This window comes from Gillisia sp. Hel_I_86 (assembly GCF_007827275.1).
Lineage (GTDB): Bacteria > Bacteroidota > Bacteroidia > Flavobacteriales > Flavobacteriaceae > Gillisia.
This window is the reverse complement of the sequence record NZ_VISE01000001.1, coordinates 36,562-61,814: the sequence shown is the minus strand read 5'-3', so window position 1 is coordinate 61,814 and position 25,253 is coordinate 36,562. Positions and strand designations below refer to the sequence as shown.

Here is a 25,253-nt window from a genome sequence, read left to right as displayed (position 1 = left end):
TTATTTCTGTTGGGACGTTCAGGAGAACAAAATCTCAAGATGAGTTCATTTTTAAGTCTTAGGAATAAAAATTGATTCAATAAAAAATCCCGTTTCCTATAAGGAGCGGGATTTTTAATATTATCCAATTTAGATTTATTTCTGGATCTCTACTATTTCTATTTCAAAAATAAGATCGGTATTTGGAGGAATTATTCCCCCAGCTCCTCTTTCACCATATGCTAAATGGGAAGGGATAAAAACCACAGCTCGATCCCCAACATTCATGGCAGCCAATCCATCCCTAAATCCTGGGATCATAGGAGCATCTGGTCCATATTTAGTAGGCATTGGTTGGTACCCATTTTGGTTCCTTTTAGCAAGATTGAGTGCATTATTTTGCTCTGCTACTTCTTGCCAACTTGTGTCAAACAAAGTTCCATCCTCAAAATAACCTGCATAATTCACCATAATCATAGATCCCGAAGGGATTTTAGTTTCTTCACCTCTTTTTAAATAATGAATTTTAACTCCACTTTCCAATTCCTCAGTTTCAGATTTTAAGGAGTCGAATCTACCCGCATTTTCTTTCTTGATTGCTGCAGTAGCTGCTACCTTTTTTTCTTCTTCAATTTTAGCTTCTGCTAATTTAGTTTCGAAGGTCTTCACTGCTTTAAAATCTTTGGCATCTTTTCCTTTACGAATGATTTTTACATTCTCTAAAACAACATCTTGTTCCGGCTTGTCCCTGGCAAGGGTCTTCACCATACCAATACTATCAACAACGGTTTGCCCCTCTATTACTTTTCCGAAAACGGTGTGTTTTCCATCCAACCAAGGCGTTGGCGCCAATGTGATAAAAAACTGACTTCCATTGGTTCCCGGGCCTGCATTTGCCATGGATAATGTTCCCTTGGTAGCATGACTTAAAGTATCTACTATTTCATCGGGGAATTTATATCCGGGGTCTCCACTTCCTGTTCCTGTAGGATCTCCTCCTTGGATCATGAAATCTTTGATCACGCGGTGAAAAATAAGTCCGTCGTAATATTTTTTTCCTTTTGAGGTACTATCTACCATTTTATGGCTATCCCCTTCAGCAAGGGAAACAAAGTTAGCTACCGTTGTTGGTGTTTCTTTGTAATACAATTCGGCTATAAAAGAACCTTTATTGGTGTTGAATTCGGCATAAAGACCGTCTTTAAGGTCTGGATAATCTTCTTTACAACTTACTAGGCCAAGTAGAATGGCACAAACCAAAAGCATGCTTAATCTTTTCATATTATTTAATTATCAGATTTATTAGTGTTTATTTCTTGGGTAATCGAGTGTAATGTAACTTCGGTAATTATAGGAATGTTCGTTCCAATTCTATCTTTATCCCCATAATATCCAAATGCTTTATGGGACGGAAAGATAAATGTAGCCTTTTCTCCTGCTTTCATAAGTTTTAAGCCTTCCCGTAAACCTCCAAAAAGGTTTTCCCGGTCCATAGCATATCTCTTGGTTGGGATTTCACCAACATCGTAGATATAATTGCCATTCAAATCTTTTATATTATAATCGAACCTCACAACATCGCCATATTCCGGCATTTCAGTATTTAAAGAATCGGTGGATTGCTCGTTGTAGTAATACCAAAAACCATTACTGGAAGCGATATAATCCCGGGTAGAATCTTTTTCGATCATTTTCAGAATAATTGCCTCTTCCTTGGCAACCAGTTTTTTATTCCTTTTGATGGATTCATTGATAAAAGAACCCGAATTTTGTGTGACAGGCCTTCTTGCTTCTGGGGATTTACATCCCATTGCCCCTATTATCAATACTGTTATATATATAAGTTTTAGCTTCATAAACCTAATTTTTCCTTGTATTCTGGAAGCACGGTATTAAATTTAACAATAGTGTTTTTTAGCGAAATGTCGCTTTTTCCGCCCGCTGCATTTAAGTGGCCTCCACCATGAAAATGAGCTCTGGCAAATTCATTCACATTGAAACTTCCTTTAGATCGAAAGCTTATTTTGATGATTCCATCTGTTTTATGTTCTATAAATATAGCTGCAAAAATAATTCCTTCCAGGGATAATCCATAATTTACAAAACCTTCGGTATCTCCTTTTTTGAAATTGTTCTTATCCAATTCTTCTTGAGTAAGGGTAATATAGGCAGTTCTTAATTCTTTATTTACTCTAAGATTTTGAAGCGCTACTCCCAATAATTTTAACCTGCTTTCTGAAGAAGTGTCATAAACTTCTTGATGGATTTTTGCGTTATCTGCTCCTTTTTCAATTAGATCTGCGATGACTTTGTGGGTTTCACTAGAAGTAGATCTAAATCTAAAGGAACCTGTATCTGTCATTATTCCAGTGTATAAACACGTAGCAATTTCAGGAGTAATACTTTTAACCGCTCTTAATTTTTTGATGAATTGATACACCATTTGGCAAGTAGAACTCATAGTGGCATCACTATAGGTGTGATGTGCATAGGTAGAAGGTTCTGGATGGTGATCTATCATTATAAAAGTAGCTTCAGCCTCTGTTAATGGATCCTGCATATCCCCGGTTCTGGAAAGATCGTTGAAATCTAAAGTGAAGATAATATCTGCATTAGTGATCAATGGCTTACATACTATATAATCTTTTTCATAGATTAGGATGTCTTCCTGTCCCGGTAGCCACTTTAAAAAGTTAGGATAGTCATTAGGAGCGATCACATTTACATGGTGTCCTTTTCCTTTTAGAAAGTGATACAATCCAAGAGACGACCCTATGGCATCGCCATCTGGTCCTTTATGTGGAACTATAACTATATTGTTGGCCCTAGAAAGGTCCGAGGTGATTTCTAAAATGCTTTGTTCAATCATATTTATTGCCAATTAAAGCGAGCTTACAGCAAACTTGAAACTTTTTAAGGGTGGCTGTTAATTTAAACTTTAAATTCGAGCGTGAAATTACAAAATATATATTTTATAAAATGAAGGAAATAAGGCTGTTTAATATTGTGGTCCAATAAGATTGCTGACAACTCCTATTCCATTTACTTAAAATAAGAACCAGTAAAATATCATCTACAAAACTGTTTTTCCTTTTAAAGAACGTAAAACGCGAAGACTTTTAGTAAAGAAACTCCTATAATGATCATAAAAAAAAAGGATAATCTTGCATAAACTGTTCAAATACGTATTTTTGCAAAAAATTAAAAACCATAACATGGCTAAGAATAGAACTTTTACAATGCTTAAACCCGATGCAGTAGAAAACGGGAACATCGGTGCGATCCTTGAACTTATCAATACTTCCGGATTTAGAATCGTTGCAATGAAATTAACCCAGATGACTCGTAAAGATGCTGAAACTTTTTATGCAGTACATAACGAACGTCCGTTCTTCGGGGAATTAGTAGAATACATGACAAGAGGACCTATTGTTGCTGCTGTATTGGAAAAAGATAATGCAGTTGAAGACTTTAGAACTTTAATTGGAGCTACAAATCCAGCTGAAGCTGCAGAGGGAACTATCCGTAAGAAATATGCTGCTTCTATTGGGGAAAATGCAGTTCACGGAAGTGATAGCGATGAGAACGCTGCTATTGAAGCTGCTTTTCACTTTGCAGGAAGAGAATTATTCTAGATATAATTTTAGATAGAATTAAAAAGCCGTTTTAGAAATGAAACGGTTTTTTTGTTTGTAGAATGAATATTACTACCTCTAAGTCATCCTGTCCGGGTTGGGATCACAATAATACAGAGTTGTCATTCTGAAGGGAACGTAGTGGACTGAAGAATCCCAATAAAACAGACTCAATTTCACTAGAGATCCCTCCTAGCGTCGGGATGACATAATTACCTAAGCACCAGCTTGGTTATCAATTCCTTTTTAAGAGCTTCATTAAGGATCTTTACTATTCTATCTTTTCCGTAACTCAACTCTTCCCGTAATACAGAAGAACTAAGTTGAATAAATAAGGTGCTTCCTTCCAATTTTATCGCAGTGGTATATTTTACAATGCCAGGTCCCATTTGTTCGTTCCAAACATCTTTCACGTTTACCTTGTCCAGCCCTTTCTGAAGCTTATTTGTAGAGACAAAATTTTCCAATGCCTCACTCAACTTCATGTTCTCATTCATTCTCTTTTTCATCCAGATCTAATTTTAAAGGTTGGTACCGCTTGTAATGATAAATGATGCCCCGCTCATTTTTTAAACTAAGTTTCTCTTTACTTGAAGCTACAATAATTTCTTTCCATTTATTAAAAGGAGTGGAATAATATAAAGCCACTTTTTCATCTTCAATCTTTACTATTATATCTTCCGGTTCCCCGGCAGAAATATAAGTACCGTCAAATTGTGGTTTTACTTTTGTCCTGAAGCCTATACTATCAATAATTTCGATATAATCTACAATTTCATTGATCTTAAAATCCCGAATAGAATCCTTGGTGAATTCAACTTTTTCAATTCCCCAATACCCGTTGATATATTCTAATTGCTCTTCAGGATTATTATTGCAACTAGTTAAAAATATCAACAGCATTATTACGGTACCAATTCTCCTCATAGTTTAAATATTTTAAAGGTTTGCTTGCTTTCTTTCATCACTTTTTCGGTTCTGTCTGCATGGGTATCGCTAATAAAAATCTGTCCGAGTTCATCGGTGGCAACCAGGGTAATAATATGTGCAACCCGCTGTTCATCCAACTTATCGAAAATATCATCCAATAATAGAATCGGATTTACCTTGCTCACTTTCTTGATAAAGTCGAATTGTGCCAGCTTTAATGCGATAAGAAAGGATTTTTGCTGCCCCTGGGATCCAAACTTTTTAATAGGATGTCCATCGATCTCAAAACTAAGATCATCTTTATGTAAGCCTACGCTGGTGTATTGAAGGATCATATCTTTTTGAAGATTTTCTTCCAACAATGTAGAAATAGATCTTTCAAATAATTTGCTCTTGTACTCTAGGCTCACTTCCTCCTGATTATCGGATATTTCTGAATAGCGCTTATTGAAGATCGGGATAAATTCAGCTAAGAATTTTTTTCTTTTTTCAAAAATAATATTTCCAAACTCTGTAAGTTGCGCATTATAGATCTCTAAAGTATCTCGTTCAAATTTATTGTTGGCAGCAAAATATTTGAGCAATGCATTTCTCTGGGCGAGCACTTTTCCGTAGGCAATTAAAGCGTTTAAATATCCCTGATCACTCTGCGAAATCACGCCATCCATGAATTTTCTTCGGGTATCGCTGCCTTCGATTATAAGGTCCCGGTCCCCGGGGGAAATCATTACTGCCGGTATAAAACCAATGTGTTCACTGAATTTCTCGTAGGGTTTGTTGTTCCTTTTAATTACTTTTTTCATGCCTCGTTTGGCACTTACCAAAATATGTTCTTTCCGTTCATATTTTTTTAGTGAGCCTTCAATAACAAAAAAATCGGCGTTGTGGTTGATGTTCTGACCGGTAATTGGGTTGAAATAACTCTTCCCAAAAGATAAATGATAGATACTATCTAAAATATTGGTCTTTCCAACGCCATTTCTGCCTACAAAACAATTTATTTTTGAGTCGAAATCGAAACTGGAGGAACCTAAATTTTTATAATTGACTAAGGTAAGCGTCTTTAAAAACATAAAATGCTGTTATTCAGCTAAATAATTATTAATTTTGAATTGCTAAAGGTAATAGAATCGTGCCGAAAGTATTAAAAAATAAGAAATAATTTCCCTTTCAAATAAGAATAAAAATTTTATTTTTGCGACTCATTAAACCAACTTTATGGCTACGTACAAGAAAAAAGGTTCTAAACCGTCTACCAAGGAAGAAAGAAAGAATCAAGTAGAGGAAGAATCTACAACCGCAGAAGTTTTTAACACCTTGGACGAAGGTGCCGGAAGAACAGAAGAGTGGGTTGCAGAAAATCAAAAATGGATCTACATTATTGTTGGTTTGGCCGCGGTTATAGTTTTAGGATATCTAGGATGGCAACGTTTTATTCAGGAGCCTAAAGAATTGGAAGCTTCTAACGAAATGTTTCAAGCGCAACAATATTTTGACACTGCGTTGGCTGGAACAGGTGTAGAGAGTGACTCTTTATACAACATGGCATTGAACGGTGGGGAAGGAAAATATGGTTTCTTGGATATCATAGACAACTACGGAAGCACAAATGCAGGAAATTTAGCTCATTACTACGCTGGGTTTGCATATTTAAATACTAATAAGTATCAGGAAGCTATAGACCATTTAGAAGATTTTGATGGGGACGATGAGATTTTATCTGCTTTAGCTGTTGGTGGAATGGGAGATGCATTTCTTCAATTAGATCAGCCTAAAGAAGCACTTAATTATTACGAGAAGGCTGCAACTATGCGTTCTAATGAATTCACTGCTCCTAGATTTTTGTTAAAAGCTGCGATCACTGCTATCCAATTAGGAGAAGGTGAAAAAGCCGTGGAATATTTAAACAGAATTAAAGATGAATTTGCGAATACTCCAGAAGCAAATCAAGTTGCCATCTATTTAGGGAAAGCTCAAGCAATGAACTAAAGATTTTCTATGGCAACACAAGGAAAAAACCTTAGCAAATACGATAAAAGCCAAATGCCGGAAGCCAAAAACTTTCGGTTTGGTCTTGTTGTGGCCAAATGGAATGAAAATATTACGGAAGGCCTATTTAAAGGTGCCTTTGATACCTTGAAAGAGAATGGCGTGATCAACGAAAATATTGTTCGTTGGAACGTTCCCGGGAGTTTCGAACTTATTTATGGGTGCAAAAAAATGCAGCAAAGCTACGAGATGCTGGATGCTATTATTGCCATAGGAAGTGTGATCGAAGGGGAGACCAAACATTTCGATTTTGTGTGCCAAGGGGTCACCCAGGGCATCAAGGATTTAAATATTCAAAATGACATTCCTGTAATTTTCTGTGTGCTAACAGATCAAAACATGCAACAAGCTATAGATCGTTCCGGAGGTAAATTTGGGAATAAAGGTTCTGAAGCTGCGGTTACAGCCATTAAAATGGCACAATTAAGAATAGACGCCAAGTTTTAAAACAAGCTTCTTTCGGCATTATTCTTGTTCTTTTCTTTTTGCTTGAGCAAGCTTTCTATTCTCTCGCTTTTTAAGTAAATTTGAAATTCTATTAAGAAACAACAAGTATTTTGAAATTCAGTCTTTATAAATCCAAGAAGAACACCCGCTATAATTACACGCCACGTTATTATAAAGGAAAAGACACAGGAAATATTTATGATTTCGATTCTAAATTCTCAAAATATAAAAACACCACAAATTCTATAGATTTCGGTGCGCAATGGGCAGATGCTAGAAGTGCTAGTAGAACTAGAGGTAATCGTGAAATCAATAAACGTGTGATCTATATTATTATCGTCTTGATATTAATTTTCTTGTGGATCATAGATTTTGATTTATCCATCTTTTCGAATTAATTTTCCATGACCGATGTTATTCATCTCCTGCCAGACCATGTGGCTAATCAAATTGCTGCGGGGGAAGTAGTACAAAGGCCTGCTTCTGTAGTTAAGGAATTACTGGAAAATGCAATAGATGCGAAGGCATCGAACATTCAGGTATATATCAAGGAAGCCGGGAAAATCCTTATTAGTGTGATAGATGATGGTTCTGGGATGAGCATTACCGATTCCAGACTTAGTTTTGAGCGCCATGCGACTTCTAAAATTAAAGCTGCCGAAGATCTTTTTCAACTTCAAACAAAAGGATTTAGGGGAGAGGCTTTAGCCTCTATTGCTGCAATTGCACATGTGGAACTAAAGACCAGAAGAGAGGAAGATGAAGTTGGAACCTGCATAAAAATTGAAGGCAGCCAGATTACTTCTCAAGAGGTTTGTGTTACGGCAAAAGGAACTTCTATAAGCGTAAAGAACCTTTTTTATAACATCCCTGCCAGAAGAAACTTTTTAAAGTCAGATACGGTGGAGACCCGCCATATCATAGATGAATTCCAGCGGGTCGCTTTGGCACATCCTACCATTTCATTTTCGTTGGTACATAATACAGGGGAATTATTTAATCTGCCTGCTTCTAATTACCGGCAACGCATCACCAATATTTTGGGTGGAAAATCCAATGAAAAATTGGTTCCTGTAAACGAAGAAACAGAAATTCTAAAAATTTCCGGATTCGTTGGGAAACCGGAATACGCAAAGCGCACTAGGGGAGAACAGTTCTTTTTTGTGAACGACAGGTTTATTAAAAGCCCATATCTCAATCATGCGGTAATTGCTGCATTCGAAGGGCTTCTGAAGGACAGGGCATATCCTAGTTACTTTTTATATCTTCAGGTAGATCCCAAGAGCATAGACATTAATATCCACCCTACCAAGACCGAAATCAAATTCGATGATGAGCATGCGTTATATGCCATTTTAAGAAGTGCTATAAAACACAGTTTAGGACAATTTAATGTTGCCCCTGTTCTGGATTTTGAAAGGGATCCTAATTTGGATACGCCCTATAATTATGAAAATAAACGAGCTTCTACCCCTCAAGTAGAAGTAGATAGGAACTTTAATCCTTTTAAAAATGAAGCGTTTACTTCCTCTAACTTTAAAACTGGTTTTAAGAAGGAATCTGCTAATTGGGAAACTTTATATACCGGTTTGGAATCTGAATCTATCGGAAATAATGTGGATGTTCGCCAGATAGAATTTGAAAGCGAGGAAGTAACGGGGAACCTTTTTGGTGCTTCTAAAACAGAAGAAGTTCAAAACACCACTTTTCAGCTAAACAAGAAATTCATTATCAGCACCCTTAAAAATGGGATGTTGGTAATAGATCAGCATAGAGCGCATACTCGAATATTATACGAAGAATTATTGAAAAGCATAACAGTATCGGCGGCTGTAAGTCAGCAGTTGTTGTTTCCGCTAGTGCTTCAATTCAATCAGCAAGAAACCGACTTGTTGAAAGGCATCAAAGATTCGCTGGAACAAACCGGATTCATATTTTCGGAAATCACCTCCAGTTCTGCGGAGATCATTGGAATCCCTACTTCAATTTCAGAAAGTGAAGTAGCAATGTTGTTGGAACAACTTCTGGTGGATTTTCAGAATGAGGTGCCAGAAAACAATTTTTCCCATACAGATCTGCTAGCCAAATCTTTAGCAAAGAGCATGGCCGTAAAATCTGGAAATTTGTTGAATGCTACCGAACAACTGCATATTGTTAATGGATTATTTGCTTGTAAAGAGCCGAGTTTAACCCCTTTTAACAAGCCTGTTTTTATTACCTTGCCGGTGGAAGAACTGGAAAAAAAATTCATGTAAATGGGAAGAATTACAGATACTGTAAAAATACTTATAATCATAAATGCCATATTTTTTATTGGTACCATGTTCGTTGGCGATTACACGTATAAATTATTTTCGCTTTGGTTCTTTCAGAACGATAATTTTGGGGTTTGGCAAATTGTTAGCCATATGTTCATGCATGCTGGGTTTATGCATATCCTATTTAATATGTATGCATTATGGGCATTTGGAAGTCCTATCGAGCAAATGTTGGGCAAGAATAAATTCATTTTCTTTTATTTTTCTTCCGGAATTGGAGCTGCGATTATCCACTCGCTAGTGAATTATTTTCACGTTCAATCTGGTTACAATGCTTTGTTGGATGCCGGTATGAATCCTATTGACATTCAGCAATTATTGGAAACGGGGCAGTACAATACTTCTATCTTAAGTAGCGTTTCCAAAGATACCTTAGAAAGCATGTTCACTGCTTTTAACACCCCTGCAGTTGGTGCTTCTGGAGCAATTTATGGAGTTTTAGTCGGTTTTGGTATGTTATTTCCAAATGTTGAATTATTTTTACTATTCGTACCAGTTCCAATCAAGGCTAAAATATTTATCCCTATATTAATAGCGATAGATCTATTCTCTGGCGTTACCGGATACTCCTTGTTTGGTGGGGGGATAGCTCATTTTGCCCACGTAGGGGGAGCCCTTTTCGGTTTTATAATGATGTGGTATTGGAAAAAGAATCAGTTTGAACAAAATAGGTGGGATTAATGGGACCGGCAGATAAATTTAGATATAAATTGCAAACAGCAACAGTTGTGGAAAAACTGATTGCAATAAATGTGTTGGTATTTATCCTCTTTTTCCTGATCAAGACCATTGCCTTTCTTTTCAACCTTCCTTCTGGTTTTATTACAGAATGGTTGGTTTTTCCCAAAGAACTGGGGGAATTTGTTTTTAAGCCTTGGTCTATAATCACCTATTCTTTTCTGCATTCAGGAATCTGGCATATTCTCTCGAACATGCTTATTCTATATTATGCAGGGATCTATTTTCTCAATTATTTTTCTTCAAAAAAACTGTTGACATTTTATTTTCTGGGGGTCATAATTGGAGCCTTGGTTTATATGTTGAGCTATAATTTATTTCCTGCTTTTGAAGCCACAGGGAAATCGTATTTGGTTGGAGCTTCTGCAGGGGTGATGTCCGTTTTAGTTGGAGTAGCAACCAAGGTTCCAAATATGAGGATTCGGTTGATGTTTATAGGAACCATAAAATTCTGGTATATCGCCGCATTTCTGGTGGTAATAGATGTTATCCAAATCCCTTTTGGAAACGCAGGCGGCCATTTCGCTCATTTAGGCGGTGCTTTCTTTGGGTATATGTATACAAAGCAATTGGCACAAGGCAATGATATTGCAAGCGGTTTTGAGAAGTTTATAAATTGGTTCATTGCATTGTTCGATTCTTCCCGAAAGCCAAAGCCAAAAATGAAAACTGTTTATAAGAAAAAAGGAGCGAGCCCTTACAAAACAAAAGTTTCAATTACCAATAAAAATGAAAAGCAGCAAAAAATAGATGCTATTCTAGATAAGATAAGCACTAGTGGGTATGATAGTTTAACAAAGCAAGAGAAAGATTTCTTGTTTCATGCCGGTAAAGATAAGTAGATGAAGGAGCTTGGCTTTTTGGATAAATTGATATTTATCCTGAACTCGTTTATGGCATTTGCGCTTTTGTTGTCTTATTTACTGCCTTACGTGCCTCCAAAGACCTTTCCCTTGCTATCTGTACTCAGTTTAGGAGTGCCAGTGTTGATTTTGTGTAATTTTATTTTTCTGCTTTTTTGGGCTGTTCGCTTTAAGAGACAGCTATTACTTTCATTGATTGTTTTAGTGCTGGGCTATAATTATGTGCTTTCCTGGATCCAATTTTCGAATGAGCCAGAATCCAAGGGAGATAACAGTATCTCCTTGATGAGCTATAATGTAAGGATGTTCAATGCTTATAAATGGGTGAAAGACGATAAGATCCCGGAAAAGATCACTGGTTTTATTACTGAAAAAGATCCGGATATCTTAGGGACACAGGAACACTTTGTTGGAGTTTCCGGAATAGTGAAAAGCTATCCTTATAATTTTATAAAGCTGAAGGATGGCGGCTCCGAGTTTGGTTCAGCGCTCTTTTCCAAGTATCCTATAATTAATAGCCATTCTGTAGATTTCCCTGAAGATGGAAACAATAATGCCATTTTTGTTGATATAGTTAAGAATGAGGATACCCTGCGAATTTTCAATGTTCATTTTCAATCCCTAAATATTAAACCGGGAATAGGTGATTTGCAAAAAGAAGATTCCAAAAAGCTATTTGGAAGAATTGGCTATGGGTTTAAGCTTCAGCAGAGACAAGCCGAAATGATGATGGCAGAGGTCGAAAAATCCCCTTACAAGACCTTGATCTTGGGCGACTTTAACAATACGGCCTTCTCTTATATCTATAAACTGGTTAAAGGAGATCGATTTAAAGATGCCTTTCTTGAAGTGGGCAGTGGCTTTGGAAAGACCTTTAACCTAAGTTATTTTCCACTTAGAATAGATTTTATGATGATAGATAAAGGCTTAAAAACCCAGACTTTTGAGGTATTTCCTGTTAAATTATCAGATCATTATCCAATATACTCCACTATAAGTTGGTAGTAAAATTACATCGCTTTTAAATATGCTACCGCATTTGGACCTTCATTAAAAAGCAGGTCCAGGATACAAAGATTGGACAAGAACCCATATTTTTCTTGAAACACCTGTATATATTCTGGAATTTTCAATGTGCTTTTGGCATTGATTAAATTTCGAAGGTCAACTATGTTTTCTGGGTGTTTGTCGTATTCAGAAGTATGTTCAAACTCCAATTCCAACTGAAGACATTCCAAAACGGTTTTAAAACAATCCTGATTGAATTCATAGAGGGTTGGATATTCTTGGCTAAATAAAGGGGCAAGCTCATCTTCGTAAAATTCAAAAAAAGGAGAGGTTTGGTAAGCAGTTTTCAGGGATTTCCAATGTGTGTTTTGCCATTTATCATCATTGTCTATTTTAACCCCGTTATATTTTTGGTGCACCTTGACCTCGGTCTTTGGCAAATGTTTTATAGGGATGTTCAAGCTTAATTTTCCGTTCGCTCCATAGACATACATTCGGTTGCGATATGTTTGCTTTTGGAAATTATCTTCTTTCTCTATCCAAACTTTAGTGGTATCCACCAATTCCTTAAACTGAGAAATAGGCCCAAAATAGGGGAGGCTTACTAAGATCTCTTTCATGCGGATTAAAATTATTTATATATCCATTATTTATACAAAATGACATTTGAACATCTCGTCACCCTGTCCCGAAAGCTTTCGGGATTGTTTCAGGGTTACTGAGATGCTGAAACAAGTTGCCATTGACGTATTTTGAATGCTTTGTCATCCCGACGCTAGGAGGGATCTCTAACTGAATTGATTTCGTTTTATTGAGATTCTTCAGTCCACTACGTTTCCTTCAGAATGACAATCCTTTTTTATTGTCTTCCCCGCGGAGGGATCTGCTCTGAGATCCTTCAACAGGCTACATTTGAGGTAATTTTAACCACGTCAATTTCCTGCGCTAGATATTTTTTTTTACTGGTCTCAGCATGACGACAAGTTGGGATATAAATAGTTAAAAGTGATTATTGGCGCATAACGAACAATCATTTCAATTATCTATGAATCTCTTTTCTTCTTAAAGAAATTATAACCAAATAGAACCAGTAGACCAATTAAGAAATATGGCAAATAGGAGGTAGGCTCCTTATCTCCACTAACTGTTGTAAATAAGCGTTCCCAACGGATCTTGTTCATAATCCCAGTTCCATTGGTATCCCAACTAAACCAGACAAATACAGGTTTGCCCACTACATGATTTTCCGGTACAAATCCGAAATAACGGCTATCTAAGCTATTATGGCGGTTATCTCCCATCATCCAGTAATAATCCATCTTAAAGGTGTAAGTCTCGGTAGGTTGTCCGTTAAGCAACACCTGGGTTCCGTTAACGCTTAGTTTATTGTTGATTCCCAATTCAGATCCTTCATATACTTCAATCAGCCTCTTGTAGAATGGTAAGGTTTCAAGATTTAACTTTGTGGTTGCTCCCTTCTTTGGAACAAAAATAGGTCCCATGTTATCTTGGTTCCAATTTAAATTTTTGGACTTCGGAAATAGTCTGGTGTCCTTATTTCCAATAGAATCGTTTAATTTTTGAATAAATGCAACATTTGGATGATTCTTGAACTTGTTATAAGCATCTTCCGTAAGATTTATTCTAAAAGAATTGGTTCCCGGATCATAGCCATAAGGATCTGTAACATCATAACGCTCATATAAATACCTGGGGTCAAAAGCTTTCCCTTTTGTAGTTCCTATGTAATTATGTTGAAGTTTAGCTCTTCCCGGTAGTTTAAGTGGTTCAGCATTAATAAAGATCCTACCATCTATTATCCTCAAGGAATCCCCTGCAACTCCCACAGCACGTTTCACATAATTCGTTTTCTTATCTATTGGTTTATAATAATATTTATCGGTAAAATACATATTGTTCATAGTATCTACCGGCCAGTTAAAAACCACGATATCTGAGCGTTCAATTTTTTCGAAGCCCGGTAATCGGAAATATGGAATTTGGGGTTTTTCCAGATACGATTTTACTCCCAAAATTGGAATGGTATCATGAACCATAGGAAAAGCTACTGCTGTTAAAGGAGTTCTTGCACCGTAATGGAACTTGCTCACAAACAGAAAATCACCCACCAACAATGTTTTTTCCAAGGAAGAAGTAGGGATCGTAAATGGCTGAATAAGATAGGTATGCACCAAAGTTGCCGCGATCACTGCAAATAGAATGGAGCTTATCCATTCTCCAGTAGCAGTTCTGGGGGTTAAACTTCTATCCTTTATATAAGTTAACTCGGCAGCATAGTTCAAATAAAAGATATAGAGCCCGAAAGTAACCAATACCAAAATAGTATCCATCAGTTTATGCTTCCCAAAACTTCTTATGGTTTCTATCCAAACAACAGGAAACATAATTAGATTAACAATAGGCACAAATAATAAGATGGTCCACCACCAAGGCCTATGGATGATCTTCATTAAAACCACCGCATTGTAAACAGGAATTGCAGCTTCCCATGCCTGTCGCCCTGCCTTAACGTACAATTTCCAAGTTCCTAAAAAATGAACAACCTGAACGATCAGGAAAAACAAGAACCACTGCGTAATAGTCATATATCTTAAGTTTAGGGTATAGGTGTCATAGAAACCAATACCGTTACATATAATTATGTCAAATTTTGAAGGACATCCTTCATGGAAAAAACCCCTTTTTTATCTCTGATCCATTCAGCAGCAATAACAGCACCTAGTGCAAAGCCTTCTCGGGAATGCGCAGTATGCCTTATTTCTATAGAATCAATATCAGATTTATATGAAACCGTATGGGTACCGGGAACATTTTCTTCTCTTTTTGCTGTAATCGGAATTTCATTTTCTTCAGCGTGATCCAGTTGCCAACCCGTTTTTCTGGAATTTCCAATAATCTGTTGTGCCAAACTAATTGCGGTTCCGCTAGGGGCATCCAATTTTTGAAGATGGTGTATTTCTTCAATTTCCACGGAATAATTTTGAAATGGATCCATGATCTTTGCTAATTTCTCATTTAGATCGAAGAACAAATTCACGCCAATGCTAAAATTTGAAGCATATAAAAAAGCTGAATTTTCAGCTTCACAAAGTTTTACTGCCTGCTCATAATTTTCCAGCCAACCCGTTGTTCCAGATATTACTGGAAGCTGCTTCTTTATGCATGTTTTTATATTTGTAAAGGCGGCTTTCGGGATGCTAAAATCTATAGCCACATCGGCTTCGCTAAGATCTTCGTTTTCTATATCCCCCGTAATTTTATGGGTAATGGCATGTCCTCTTTCCAAAGCTATTCTTTCAATGGTCTTCCCCATTTTTCCATATCCTAAAAGTGCGATCTTCATAATTAGAAATTAAAATTTAAAGATAGTCCGTATCGGGTTTTTCCTGAAAATTCATCAAAATTCACCGCAGGTTTAAAAGAAAGGTCTTCCCTCACATTAAATTGCTGAAGATGCGCATCTACATTGGCATCTATGATATTTAAAATATAGATTCCTGCAGTAACCAATAAAGAGACCTCTTTGTTGCGCTGCAAAGTTTTTTGTGCTCTAATTAACCCATCTGTAGTAACCCTGGTTACACCATCTACAATGAATTCATCGTCTTCGAATCCAGCAAGCCTTCTTTTATAGGCATTTCTATACCGGTCGTATTGTTTGTCATTGTCAAGATAAAAATAAATCCCAATCCCAAGACCTGCGTAAGCAATAGGGATTTTCCAATATTTCCCATTGTAGGCCTGGCCTAAACCTGGTAGAACCGCAGAAAAAAATGCTGCTTTTGCGGGTGCTAGTGGGTTGTATTCTTTGTAATCCTTTTTGGGTTCAACAATAGTGTCCGAAGTCGTTTTAACCTGTAAAGTGTCTTTTTGGGCCACTGCCAGTGTAGTAGCTAGAAATAAGAAAAAAATGGTTAAAAGAGACTTAAGATTCACCCTGGATCATTTTTTTGATTCTGTTGTAATCTTCTTCTGAATTAAAGGGAATAATCAATTTTCCTTTTCCTTTTGAAGCAACCTTGATAGCTACTTTGGCTCCAAGATATTCAGAAAATTCCTTGATTCCTTTTTTATATTCTTGTGAAAGGTTCGGACTTTTGGAAACAGGTTTTTTAGTGTCTCCTCCAGATAGTTCACGCACCAATTTCTCCGTATCCCTTACAGATAAGGAGCGTTCCAGAATCTTTTCGTAAATATCCAGTTGAATTTGCGGGTCTTCTATATTGATAATTGCGCGTCCATGCCCCATAGATAAAAATCCATCCCTCATTCCTGTTTGAATGATTGGGTCTAGTTTTAATAATCTTAAGTAATTTGCTATTGTAGATCTGTTTTTACCTACACGCTCGCTTAATTGCTCCTGGGTAAGATTGATTTCATCGATCAATCGTTGATAAGAAAGTGAGATTTCAATAGGATCCAGGTCTTGGCGTTGGATATTCTCTACCAGTGCCATTTCCAATGATTCCTGATCGTTTGCAATTCTTATATAAGCAGGAACAGTTTCCAGCCCAACCAATTTTGAAGCTCTAAACCTTCGTTCTCCCGAAACCAATTGGAATTTATTGAAATCCAGTTTACGAACGGTAATTGGTTGAATAACTCCCAATTCTTTTATGGAAGATGCCAATTCCCGTAAGGCTTCTTCATTGAAACTTGTTCGCGGCTGAAATGGATTCACTTCTATTGAAGCAAGTTCCAATTCAACTATATGGCCCACAAGTTTATCGGCGTGTTTATCTTCAGCAGATTTTATATCGTGCTCGGGATCTTTCAGAAGCGCTGAAAGTCCGCGGCCCAATGCTTGCTTTTTGGTAGCTTTCGCCATCGTTTAACTGTTTTTCTTGATTATTTCATGTGCCAGGCTCAAATAGTTACTGGCTCCTTTGCTTCCAGCATCATAATTTATAATGCTCTCCCCATAACTAGGGGCTTCACTTAAACGCACGTTTCGTTGAATGATTGTGGTAAATACCATTTCATTAAAATGCTTCTGAACTTCTTCTACCACCTGATTGGAGAGTCTTAATCTGGAATCGTACATGGTCAATAAAAGGCCTTCAATATCCAGTTTATCGTTATGGATCTTCTGAACGCTTTTAATGGTGTTCAATAATTTACCCAAACCTTCCAGTGCAAAATATTCACATTGGATTGGAATGATCACAGAATCTGAAGCGGTTAAAGCATTCAGGGTCAATAATCCCAAAGAAGGGGCACAATCTATAAGGATATAATCGTAACTATCTTTTAAATGACCAATAGCCTTTTTAAGCATGTATTCACGTTCCTCTTGGTCTACCAATTCTATTTCGATGGCTACCAGGTCTATATGGGATGGGATGATATCCAGGTTGGGGGAACTGGTCTTTACGATGGCTTCTTCAGCCTTGCAAGAATGTTCCAATAGTTGATAAGTCCCTAATTCCACAGCTTCCACATCGATCCCTAAACCAGATGTTGCATTGGCTTGAGGATCTGCATCTATAAGGAGGACTTTTTTTTCAAGAACCCCGAGGGAAGCCGCTAAATTTACTGAAGTAGTAGTTTTACCAACTCCTCCTTTTTGGTTCGCAATAGCAATGATTTTGCCCATTAATTGTATTCTATTTTAGAAGGTAAAAATACAATTTATTATAGGTTAATAAAATGATTTTGTTAACAGCTTCTACAATGTTAAAAAGATTGAATCCCTCTTTGAGGGTTTAATTCCCCGGTCTTGCCTGGAATTTTTTAAAAGGATTTTCCTATTCATACCTCCTGGCTTGCCCCCTATATTCTTGATTTATATTTTTATTTGCTCTTCTTAGATCGAATCATCGTTTCCAATTGATCCCACATTTCTTCAGGAATTGCTTCCAAAAGGTTGAATTGGCCTGCTCCTTTTAGCCATTCCCCACCATCTATAGTGATTACTTCTCCATTTACATATGCAGAAAAATCTGAAAGCATATAGGCAGCAAGATTCGCCAATTCCTGATGTTCTCCAACCCGTTTTAAAGGTACTTTTTTGGCAAGATCGAATTTTTCTTTTAAATTTCCAGGGAGCAATCTGTCCCAAGCTCCCTTTGTCGGGAAGGGTCCAGGCGCAATGGCGTTGGATCGAATCCCATATTTGGCCCATTCTACTGCCAAAGACCGTGTCATTGCCAATACTCCTGCTTTTGCAGTGGCACTGGGCACTACATATGCTGAGCCTGTCCAGGCATACGTGGTCACAATGTTCAAGATAGTTTTATCTATTTCTTTTTTATCTATCCAGTATTTTCCAAAGGCAAGGGTACAGTTCTTACTTCCTTTTAAAACAATATCTATAATGGTATCGAAGGCATTTGCGCTTAATCGCTCGGTAGGAGAGATAAAGTTTCCTGCTGCATTGTTCAATAAGGAATCTACTTTCCCAAATTTTGCTACGGTTGCTTCCAACATAGCTTCAACTTGAGCATATTCTCGAACATCACACTGCAATGGTAAACAAGTTCCCCCGGTTGCTGCCTCTAATTCCTTTGCGGTATTTTCTAACTTTTCCAGATTTCTGGAAGTAATTGCTACATTAGCGCCTAACTCCAGGAAATAACTGGTCATCGCTTTTCCAAGTCCGCTACCACCACCGGTAACAACGATCGTTTTTCCTTTCAAGGCATCATCACGAAGCATTTTTTTAGTGTAATCCATAATTTCAGTTATCAGTTATTGGTTATTGGTTATTGGTTATCGGTTATTGGTTCATCAGTTAACAATTAACAGTTAACTGTTAACAATCAACAATTATCGGTTTCTATAATATTTCTTCTTCATTTCCAGTATTTCATATATATCTTCCCACAAATCCTGTCTACTGCCAACTTATTTTATTCGTCTATTAATATTTCTAAAAGCTGAATGGCAGCTTCGCTAATTTTAGTCCCGGGGCCAAAAACGGCAACTGCCCCGGCATCGAATAAGAACTGATAATCTTGAGAGGGAATAACCCCCCCCACAATTACCATAATATCTTCCCTACCATGCTTTTTTAATTCTTCTATTACCTGTGGCACCAATGTTTTGTGTCCTGCAGCTAAAGATGAAACCCCTAAGATATGAACGTCATTTTCCATAGCTTGTTTTGCAGCTTCCGCAGGAGTTTGGAATAAAGGCCCTATATCCACATCAAAACCAAGATCTGCATAGCCTGTGGCAACCACTTTTGCTCCACGATCATGGCCATCCTGCCCCATTTTTGCGATCATAATACGAGGACGTCTTCCATCTTGCTCCGCAAATTTATCGGCTAGCTCCCTGGCTTTTATAAAGGATTCATTATCTTTCATCTGTTTTGAATATACCCCGCTAAAGGTTTGGATTTTCGCTTTATACCTTCCGTAAACTTCCTCCAAAGCATCGCTTATTTCTCCCAGAGTAGCTCGTTCTCTAGCAGCACTAATGGCTAAAGCTAACAAATTGCCATCCTTATTTTTAGCGGCTTTGGTCAATACTTTTAGTGCAGATTTTACCTTTTGGGAATCTCTACTTTCTTTTATTTGCTGCAACCTTTCCAATTGCTGTAAACGAACAGTTTGATTGTCAACTTCTAAGGTAACTAGTGGATCTTCTTTTTCTAAACGGTATCTATTATTTCCAACTATGATATCGGTTTCACTATCTATTCTTGCTTGTTTATTTGCTGCAGCTTCCTCTATACGCAACTTGGGAATTCCAGCTTCAATTGCTTTTGTCATTCCGCCTAATGCTTCTACTTCTTCAATTAACTTCCAGGCTTTTTGGGCAATTTCATGTGTTAAGCTTTCTACATAATAACTGCCCGCCCAAGGATCCACCGTTTTGGTGATATTGGTTTCTTGCTGAAGATATAACTGCGTGTTTCTGGCAATTCTTGCAGAGAAATCTGTGGGTAGAGCAATCGCTTCATCCAATGCATTTGTGTGTAAAGATTGAGTTCCTCCAAAGGCTGCTGCCGCCGCCTCTATACAGGTTCTGGCAACATTGTTAAATGGATCTTGCTCTGTCAAACTCCATCCACTGGTTTGGCAATGTGTTCTCAAGGCCAAGGATTTCTCACTTTTCGGGTTGAATTGTTTTACCAATTTTGCCCAAAGCATTCTTGCAGCTCTCATTTTGGCGATCTCCATAAAATGGTTCATTCCTATTGCCCAGAAAAAGGAAAGTCGTGGCGCAAAGCTATCTATGTCCATTCCCGCTCCCAATCCTTTTCTAATATATTCCAATCCGTCAGCTAAGGTGTATGCCAATTCAATATCGCAAGTTGCTCCTGCTTCCTGCATATGATATCCTGAGATACTAATGCTGTTGAATTTTGGCATCTTTTCTGAAGTATATTCAAAAATGTCAGATATTATCCTCATGGATGGAGCAGGAGGGTAGATGTAGGTGTTGCGCACCATAAATTCCTTTAAAATATCATTTTGAATGGTTCCAGATAATAAGGAAAGATCTACACCTTGCTCCTCTGCAGCAACAATATAAAATGCCATAATTGGAAGCACCGCGCCATTCATGGTCATGGAAACCGACATTTTATCTAACGGAATCTGATCGAAAAGGATCTTCATATCTTCCACAGAATCTATGGCAACCCCCGCTTTTCCAACGTCTCCGACCACCCGTTCATGATCACTGTCGTAACCACGATGCGTTGGTAGATCGAAAGCTACTGAAAGTCCTTTTTGGCCTCCTGCTAAATTACGTCTATAAAAAGCATTGCTTTCTTCAGCCGTAGAAAAACCAGCATACTGGCGAATGGTCCAAGGCCTTCTAACGTACATGGTGCTGTAAGGACCACGTAAATAAGGAGCGATTCCCGCTGCAAAATTTAAATGTTCTGCCTCTTCAAGATCGCTTTTTGAATATGTTTTTTTAAGCGGAATATCTTCTGCTGTCATAAAAGCGCCATCCGAATTGCTTTTCGAAGAACCGGGAGAAATCTCTTTCTTAAGTTTTATATGTTGAAGGTTTTTTCTGGACATTATGCTTCTTGTTCTGTTTTCAGTCTTTCCTGTTCATATTTTTCTGATAGCCGTTTTTCCAAAATTGGTTGAAGCAAGGTTTTTCTGGGGTTCATTTTTAAGAACGGATATAATTCCAAGTCATCTTTCATTTTATCCTCTGGATTTTGGAATTTATTGGTTCCAACAAGAATGATCTTTCCTGCATCGAAAAGTTCTTGTTCTTTTCTTGCACTTTCAGAAATTTTTCTCTGAATAATTCCTTCTTTTAATTGTTTTAAAAATCCGCCCCCGTTCTCAATCTCCTTAAAGATCTTCAAGGCTTTTTCAGCAAATTGTTGCGTAAGTGTTTCAATATAATAAGCGCCATCTGAGGTATTGGAAACCTTATCGAAATAACTTTCATTTTTCAGCACTAATAACTGATTGCGGGCAATCCTGTCTCCAAACTCATTGTTTTTATGGTAAATGGCATCGTAAGGAGCATTGTAAACTTCATTTGCACCTCCAAGAACCGCACTCATGCTTTGGGTGGTGGTTCTAAGCAGGTTCACATTGTAATCGTACAAGGTTTTATCCCTTTTTGAAGGCTGTGCCAAAATATGGCATTTTTCGACCTGCTTATATTCTGGAGCTAAACTTGAAAACAATAACCTAAGTGCTTTCAATTTCGCAATCTCGAAAAAATAATTGGAGCCTGTAGCAGTTAAAAATTGAAGCTGGGATTCAGGTTTATTATTCTCTTTATTGTTGAAATGATTCAAATATTCGTTTGCGTGGGCGAGCATATATGCCAATTCCTGCGGAATGCTTGCCCCGGCGTTTTGATACAAAGTGCCATCTACACTAATTATGGATTTAAACCCTTCAGCTTTCCCAACTATTTTGTTCAAAATCTCATGATCTTTTTTCAGGCCATGATACCAGTTTCCTGTACGTGCTAAATTCCCAATGATGTCAATCTGCAAACTTATATTATGGTCCTTTCCGGCTAAAAAAGTGCTTAATGAATTAAAGGCTCCTTCAGAAAGGAATTCTGAAGTTATATATATAGGGACAGTGCTAAGCTGGATATCTTTGAACAAGAGCGTGTAATCGGTTTCTTCTGAAGAAATAACGAACCATAAGCTTTCTGCCCCTTTTTGTACTACTTCCAGTGCTTTTTTATTGCTTTTTATTTCAGAAACCACATAGATCCTCTCACAGATATTCCATTTTTCGGGAGACTTAATAGTCGCTTGCTCTTTAAGATCTTCAGCATTATAAAAGGGTTTTATTGAAATTCCATCTTTGCTATGAAAAACAAGGGTTTCATTATAATCTGCTCCTTTCAAATCGAACTGAATTTTCTGCTTCCATTCTTTGGCAGAAACTTCATGAAATTCGTTGAACAAGGTTTGATTCATAATAGATTTTTTTTAAATAAAATACGTGCAAATAGCAGTTGCTCAGTCTAAGGTATCGTAATGGATAATGTAGATATCCTCGTTGGCCCGCTTCATATAATAATGTTGTCTGGCGTAGCTTTCCAATTCAAAAGAGTCATTCAATTTATCAATTGTAGCCTTATCTTTTGAGATCTCTTTTTGATAATACTCCTTGTTAACTTGAAGCTTATCTACCTCCTCATTTAATTCCCTGTGCACCAACCAGGAATTACTATCTAAAAAAAGCATCCAGCCTCCAAAAATGAGCAACAGCAATACATATTTATTACTAATGACCTTAAACCATTTTTTATTGCGAAGTTCCTTTAGGCTCATAATTTTTAAAGATACAAAATTACGTCAATCTGTCCTTGATGATGGTCTGTACAATATCTACGGCAACATTGTTATACCTGTTGGTCGGAATAATAATATCTGCAAATTCTTTTGTGGGTTCGATAAACTGTTGGTGCATAGGTTTTAAGGTGGTTTGGTACCTCCATAAAACTTCGTCCAGATCCCTGCCACGATCGTTGATGTCGCGTTTTAACCTGCGAATTAACCGCTCATCGCTGTCTGCATGAACATAGATTTTTATATCGAACATATCGCGAATATCGGGATTGGTAAGGATAAGGATCCCCTCTACAATAATCACTTTTTTAGGTTCAATGGTAACAGTTTCCCCCGTTCTATTGTGTTCTTTAAAGGAATACACCGGCTCCTCGATGGAATTGCCACTTTTTAGCTCTTTAAGATGCGAGATCAGCAGGTCGAAATCGATGGATTTTGGATGATCGAAATTTATCTTCACACGTTCTTCCAAAGATAAATGGCTGGTGTCCAGGTAATAAGAATCTTGAGAAATAACAGCTACATCTTCATTGTTTAGCTCTGCAATAATTTGACTCACAACCGTGGTTTTACCACTCCCGGTACCACCGGCTATTCCAATAATTAGCATTTATAAGTATTTTGGCGCAAAGTTAATTATTAGTTTGAAATAGGGGAGCAGTCATGAAATTTTATTGAACTTGAGGTTGGCACTTTTTTAAATCAACTATATAAAAAAGTACAAGATCCTATTTAGAGATGGATTGCACCTCCTCTAAAGTCACTTCTTTTTTAGAGCTATTTCCCCAAGAATTAGAGATATAATTCATAATATCCACCACTTCCTGATCGCTCAGGCCTTGTGCGCCCATCACATTCTCATAAGATTCCCCATTTACTAGGATAGGTCCCGAAAGCCCATATTTAATGGCTTTAATGCTTTCATATTTTTTATTGGTCAACCAATCTGAACCAGCTAAAGGCGGGGAATTTCCAGGAATTCCTTTTCCATTAGGTAGATGGCAGGTCAAGCAAAAATCTGAGTATACTTCTTTTCCCCTTTTATAGCTTTCAGAAACTTTCTCTTGTTTGGGAAAATCTGAAACACTTATTTTTTCTGAATTTAAAATGGATTGATCTTTCTTTTTATGTGAACTACAAGCTATAAAAAATATAAGAATAAAAACCAAATATATTGTTTTAATAAAATTAATTTTCATTTTCAATAAGTTTTACAATACCAAGACCTTCCACTGCCACGTAGATATAACCATTTGGACCTTGTTTTACATCCCTTACTCTACCAATTCCGTCCAGTAAACGTTCTCTTTTTACCACTTTTTCGCCTTCCAAAATGTCAAGTTCCAAATATTGAAATTTTAGTGAGCCGACTAGTAGATTGTTTTTTAAATGTGGATATTTATCTGATGTAACAAATGCCATTCCACTAGGAGCAATAGATGGGATCCAAAAATAAATAGGATCTTCCATTCCGGGTTTTGATGTTGCTGGGGTTATAGAAGTTCCGCTATAATTCAAACCATGGGTAACCACCGGCCATCCATAATTTGCGGCTTTTTTAATGATGTTAATTTCATCTCCCCCTTTTGGGCCATGCTCGTGTACCCAGATTTCGCCGGTAGTTGGGTGAAGGATCATGCCTTGTGGGTTTCTATGTCCAAAACTATAAATAGCGGCTTTAGCATCAGGTTCGTTTACAAATGGGTTATCCCCTGGAACAGAACCATCATCATTTAATCGATAGATTTTCCCGTTATCCCTGGTAATATCCTGCGGATTTATATCCCGCTCTCCTCTCTCACCAATAGAAAAATACATGTAACCTTCTTTATCGAATGCCATGCGGGAACCAAAATGCTGTCCCTTGGTAGTATTAGGTGTTGCCTTATATAAAAGTTCTTTTTCTGTAAGCTGATTATCTTTTACCTTTGCACGCATGATTGCCGTGTTCCCGCCATCTTCATCACCTTCCGAAGAGGAATAGGAAATATAGATCCAGCCATTTTGTTCGTAATTTGGATGCAGTACTATATCCATTAAGCCACCCTGCCCTCGGTTATAAACCTCGGGAACACCACTAATAGCTTGTTTTTCTCCATTTTTAAAAAGGATTAAATCTCCACTCTTTTCAGTAATTAACATCCCGCCATCGGGAAGAAACGCCATGCCCCAAGGAATTTGCAGATCACTAACTATTGTTTCATAGGAATAAGATGTGGAACTCTCATTGATACTGGTATCTTTTTGGGCGCATGCCGTAAATGACAAGGCTGCGAAGCCGATTATAAATAGATTGATTTTCATGGTTATTTTTTTTTTTGATCCCTCAATGAGGGTTTCGTTATATTCGTTATATAGGTTTGCCCGAATCATTCAAGCGGGCTTGTCTCGATTAAAATACTTTTTCAATCTCGCAACTTCTGCTACCGATCGGGAGGGCTTGCTCCAAGCATATTGATTTTCTAAATATGCCAACAAAATACAAAACCATTGTTATAAAATCCTTTTATGAAAAGTTAAA

The 25,253-nt window shown here is 37.3% G+C and carries 27 protein-coding genes; 8 read left to right on the top strand and 19 right to left on the bottom strand.

Features of this window, described 5'->3' with window-relative positions; genetic code table 11:
- Nucleotides 1-135 precede the first annotated feature (135 nt).
- The 3 genes from JM83_RS00345 to JM83_RS00335 are packed head-to-tail and all read right to left on the bottom strand — an operon-like array spanning nt 136 to nt 2,848.
- Entirely contained in the window at nt 136-1,260 is a 1,125-nt protein-coding gene (locus tag JM83_RS00345) for a peptidylprolyl isomerase (RefSeq protein ID WP_144958340.1), read from the bottom strand.
- 5 nt (nt 1,261-1,265) lie between these two features.
- Nucleotides 1,266-1,835 (bottom strand): gliding motility-associated peptidyl-prolyl isomerase GldI, encoded by a 570-nt coding sequence (gldI, locus tag JM83_RS00340; RefSeq protein WP_144958339.1) that lies wholly within the window; start codon nt 1,833-1,835, stop codon nt 1,266-1,268.
- A complete protein-coding gene (locus tag JM83_RS00335) occupies nt 1,832-2,848 on the bottom strand; it encodes a DHH family phosphoesterase (protein WP_144958338.1) in 1,017 nt (338 codons plus the stop codon). Before JM83_RS00335 ends, gldI begins: the two co-directional genes overlap by 4 nt.
- A gap of 346 nt (nt 2,849-3,194) precedes the next feature.
- On the opposite strand from JM83_RS00335, the gene JM83_RS00330 reads away from it, so the two are divergent.
- On the top strand, nt 3,195-3,614 hold the full coding sequence (locus JM83_RS00330) for a nucleoside-diphosphate kinase (protein ID WP_144958337.1): 420 nt from the start codon (nt 3,195-3,197) through the stop codon (nt 3,612-3,614).
- 212 nt (nt 3,615-3,826) lie between these two features.
- Here the strand turns inward: JM83_RS00330 and JM83_RS00325 are convergent, their stop codons facing one another.
- The 3 genes from JM83_RS00325 to recF are packed head-to-tail and all read right to left on the bottom strand — an operon-like array spanning nt 3,827 to nt 5,617.
- The gene (locus JM83_RS00325) at nt 3,827-4,123 is read right to left on the bottom strand and encodes a DUF721 domain-containing protein (RefSeq protein WP_144958336.1); all 297 of its coding nucleotides are present in this window, start codon (nt 4,121-4,123) and stop codon (nt 3,827-3,829) included.
- Nucleotides 4,104-4,541, bottom strand: a complete 438-nt coding sequence (locus JM83_RS00320) for a hypothetical protein (RefSeq protein WP_144958335.1) — start codon at nt 4,539-4,541, stop codon at nt 4,104-4,106. The genes JM83_RS00325 and JM83_RS00320 overlap by 20 nt, the downstream gene beginning before the upstream one ends.
- Complete coding sequence (gene recF, locus JM83_RS00315) at nt 4,538-5,617, bottom strand: DNA replication/repair protein RecF (RefSeq protein WP_144958334.1); 1,080 nt, start codon at nt 5,615-5,617, stop codon at nt 4,538-4,540. Before recF ends, JM83_RS00320 begins: the two co-directional genes overlap by 4 nt.
- A 145-nt stretch (nt 5,618-5,762) precedes the next feature.
- On the opposite strand from recF, the gene JM83_RS00310 reads away from it, so the two are divergent.
- From JM83_RS00310 to JM83_RS00280, 7 genes are all read left to right on the top strand, one after another.
- Nucleotides 5,763-6,533: a tetratricopeptide repeat protein gene (locus JM83_RS00310; protein WP_144958333.1), complete on the top strand. Its 771-nt coding sequence runs from the start codon at nt 5,763-5,765 to the stop codon at nt 6,531-6,533.
- 9 nt (nt 6,534-6,542) lie between these two features.
- Complete coding sequence (gene ribH / locus JM83_RS00305) at nt 6,543-7,040, top strand: 6,7-dimethyl-8-ribityllumazine synthase (protein WP_144958332.1); 498 nt, start codon at nt 6,543-6,545, stop codon at nt 7,038-7,040.
- Nucleotides 7,041-7,150: 110 nt separating this feature from the next.
- On the top strand, nt 7,151-7,438 hold the full coding sequence (locus tag JM83_RS00300) for a hypothetical protein (RefSeq protein ID WP_144958331.1): 288 nt from the start codon (nt 7,151-7,153) through the stop codon (nt 7,436-7,438).
- 6 nt (nt 7,439-7,444) lie between these two features.
- A complete protein-coding gene (gene mutL / locus JM83_RS00295) occupies nt 7,445-9,295 on the top strand; it encodes a DNA mismatch repair endonuclease MutL (protein WP_144958330.1) in 1,851 nt (616 codons plus the stop codon).
- Entirely contained in the window at nt 9,296-10,039 is a 744-nt protein-coding gene (locus JM83_RS00290; RefSeq protein WP_144958329.1) for a rhomboid family intramembrane serine protease, read from the top strand.
- Complete coding sequence (locus JM83_RS00285) at nt 10,039-10,938, top strand: rhomboid family protein (protein ID WP_144958328.1); 900 nt, start codon at nt 10,039-10,041, stop codon at nt 10,936-10,938. Before JM83_RS00290 ends, JM83_RS00285 begins: the two co-directional genes overlap by 1 nt.
- On the top strand, nt 10,939-11,964 hold the full coding sequence (locus JM83_RS00280; protein ID WP_261376288.1) for an endonuclease/exonuclease/phosphatase family protein: 1,026 nt from the start codon (nt 10,939-10,941) through the stop codon (nt 11,962-11,964).
- Between the two features lie 5 nt (nt 11,965-11,969).
- Here the strand turns inward: JM83_RS00280 and JM83_RS00275 are convergent, their stop codons facing one another.
- From JM83_RS00275 to JM83_RS00215, 13 genes are all read right to left on the bottom strand, one after another.
- The gene (locus JM83_RS00275) at nt 11,970-12,587 is read right to left on the bottom strand and encodes a WbqC family protein (RefSeq protein ID WP_144958327.1); all 618 of its coding nucleotides are present in this window, start codon (nt 12,585-12,587) and stop codon (nt 11,970-11,972) included.
- A 423-nt stretch (nt 12,588-13,010) separates the two neighbouring features.
- Nucleotides 13,011-14,573 carry a signal peptidase I gene (gene lepB, locus JM83_RS00270; protein WP_144958326.1) on the bottom strand — a complete coding sequence of 521 codons (1,563 nt, stop codon included), beginning with the start codon at nt 14,571-14,573 and terminating at the stop codon, nt 13,011-13,013.
- Between the two features lie 53 nt (nt 14,574-14,626).
- Entirely contained in the window at nt 14,627-15,331 is a 705-nt protein-coding gene (gene dapB / locus JM83_RS00265) for a 4-hydroxy-tetrahydrodipicolinate reductase (RefSeq protein ID WP_144958325.1), read from the bottom strand.
- A gap of 2 nt (nt 15,332-15,333) precedes the next feature.
- Nucleotides 15,334-15,924, bottom strand: coding sequence for a DUF5683 domain-containing protein (locus tag JM83_RS00260; protein ID WP_144958324.1), 591 nt, complete (start codon nt 15,922-15,924; stop codon nt 15,334-15,336).
- Entirely contained in the window at nt 15,914-16,816 is a 903-nt protein-coding gene (locus JM83_RS00255) for a ParB/RepB/Spo0J family partition protein (protein ID WP_144958323.1), read from the bottom strand. Before JM83_RS00255 ends, JM83_RS00260 begins: the two co-directional genes overlap by 11 nt.
- A gap of 3 nt (nt 16,817-16,819) precedes the next feature.
- The gene (locus tag JM83_RS00250; RefSeq protein WP_144958322.1) at nt 16,820-17,584 is read right to left on the bottom strand and encodes a ParA family protein; all 765 of its coding nucleotides are present in this window, start codon (nt 17,582-17,584) and stop codon (nt 16,820-16,822) included.
- 197 nt (nt 17,585-17,781) lie between these two features.
- Complete coding sequence (locus JM83_RS00245; protein ID WP_144958321.1) at nt 17,782-18,663, bottom strand: SDR family oxidoreductase; 882 nt, start codon at nt 18,661-18,663, stop codon at nt 17,782-17,784.
- Nucleotides 18,664-18,839: 176 nt separating this feature from the next.
- On the bottom strand, nt 18,840-20,972 hold the full coding sequence (gene scpA / locus JM83_RS00240) for a methylmalonyl-CoA mutase (RefSeq protein WP_144958320.1): 2,133 nt from the start codon (nt 20,970-20,972) through the stop codon (nt 18,840-18,842).
- The gene (locus JM83_RS00235; protein ID WP_144958319.1) at nt 20,972-22,357 is read right to left on the bottom strand and encodes a methylmalonyl-CoA mutase subunit beta; all 1,386 of its coding nucleotides are present in this window, start codon (nt 22,355-22,357) and stop codon (nt 20,972-20,974) included. The genes scpA and JM83_RS00235 overlap by 1 nt, the downstream gene beginning before the upstream one ends.
- A 42-nt stretch (nt 22,358-22,399) precedes the next feature.
- Nucleotides 22,400-22,714, bottom strand: a complete 315-nt coding sequence (locus JM83_RS00230) for an FtsB family cell division protein (RefSeq protein WP_144958318.1) — start codon at nt 22,712-22,714, stop codon at nt 22,400-22,402.
- 19 nt (nt 22,715-22,733) lie between these two features.
- On the bottom strand, nt 22,734-23,342 hold the full coding sequence (gene udk, locus JM83_RS00225; RefSeq protein ID WP_144958317.1) for a uridine kinase: 609 nt from the start codon (nt 23,340-23,342) through the stop codon (nt 22,734-22,736).
- A gap of 118 nt (nt 23,343-23,460) precedes the next feature.
- A complete protein-coding gene (locus JM83_RS00220) occupies nt 23,461-23,931 on the bottom strand; it encodes a c-type cytochrome (protein ID WP_261376287.1) in 471 nt (156 codons plus the stop codon).
- A complete protein-coding gene (locus JM83_RS00215; protein WP_144958316.1) occupies nt 23,921-25,036 on the bottom strand; it encodes a PQQ-dependent sugar dehydrogenase in 1,116 nt (371 codons plus the stop codon). The genes JM83_RS00220 and JM83_RS00215 overlap by 11 nt, the downstream gene beginning before the upstream one ends.
- Nucleotides 25,037-25,253 lie beyond the last annotated feature (217 nt).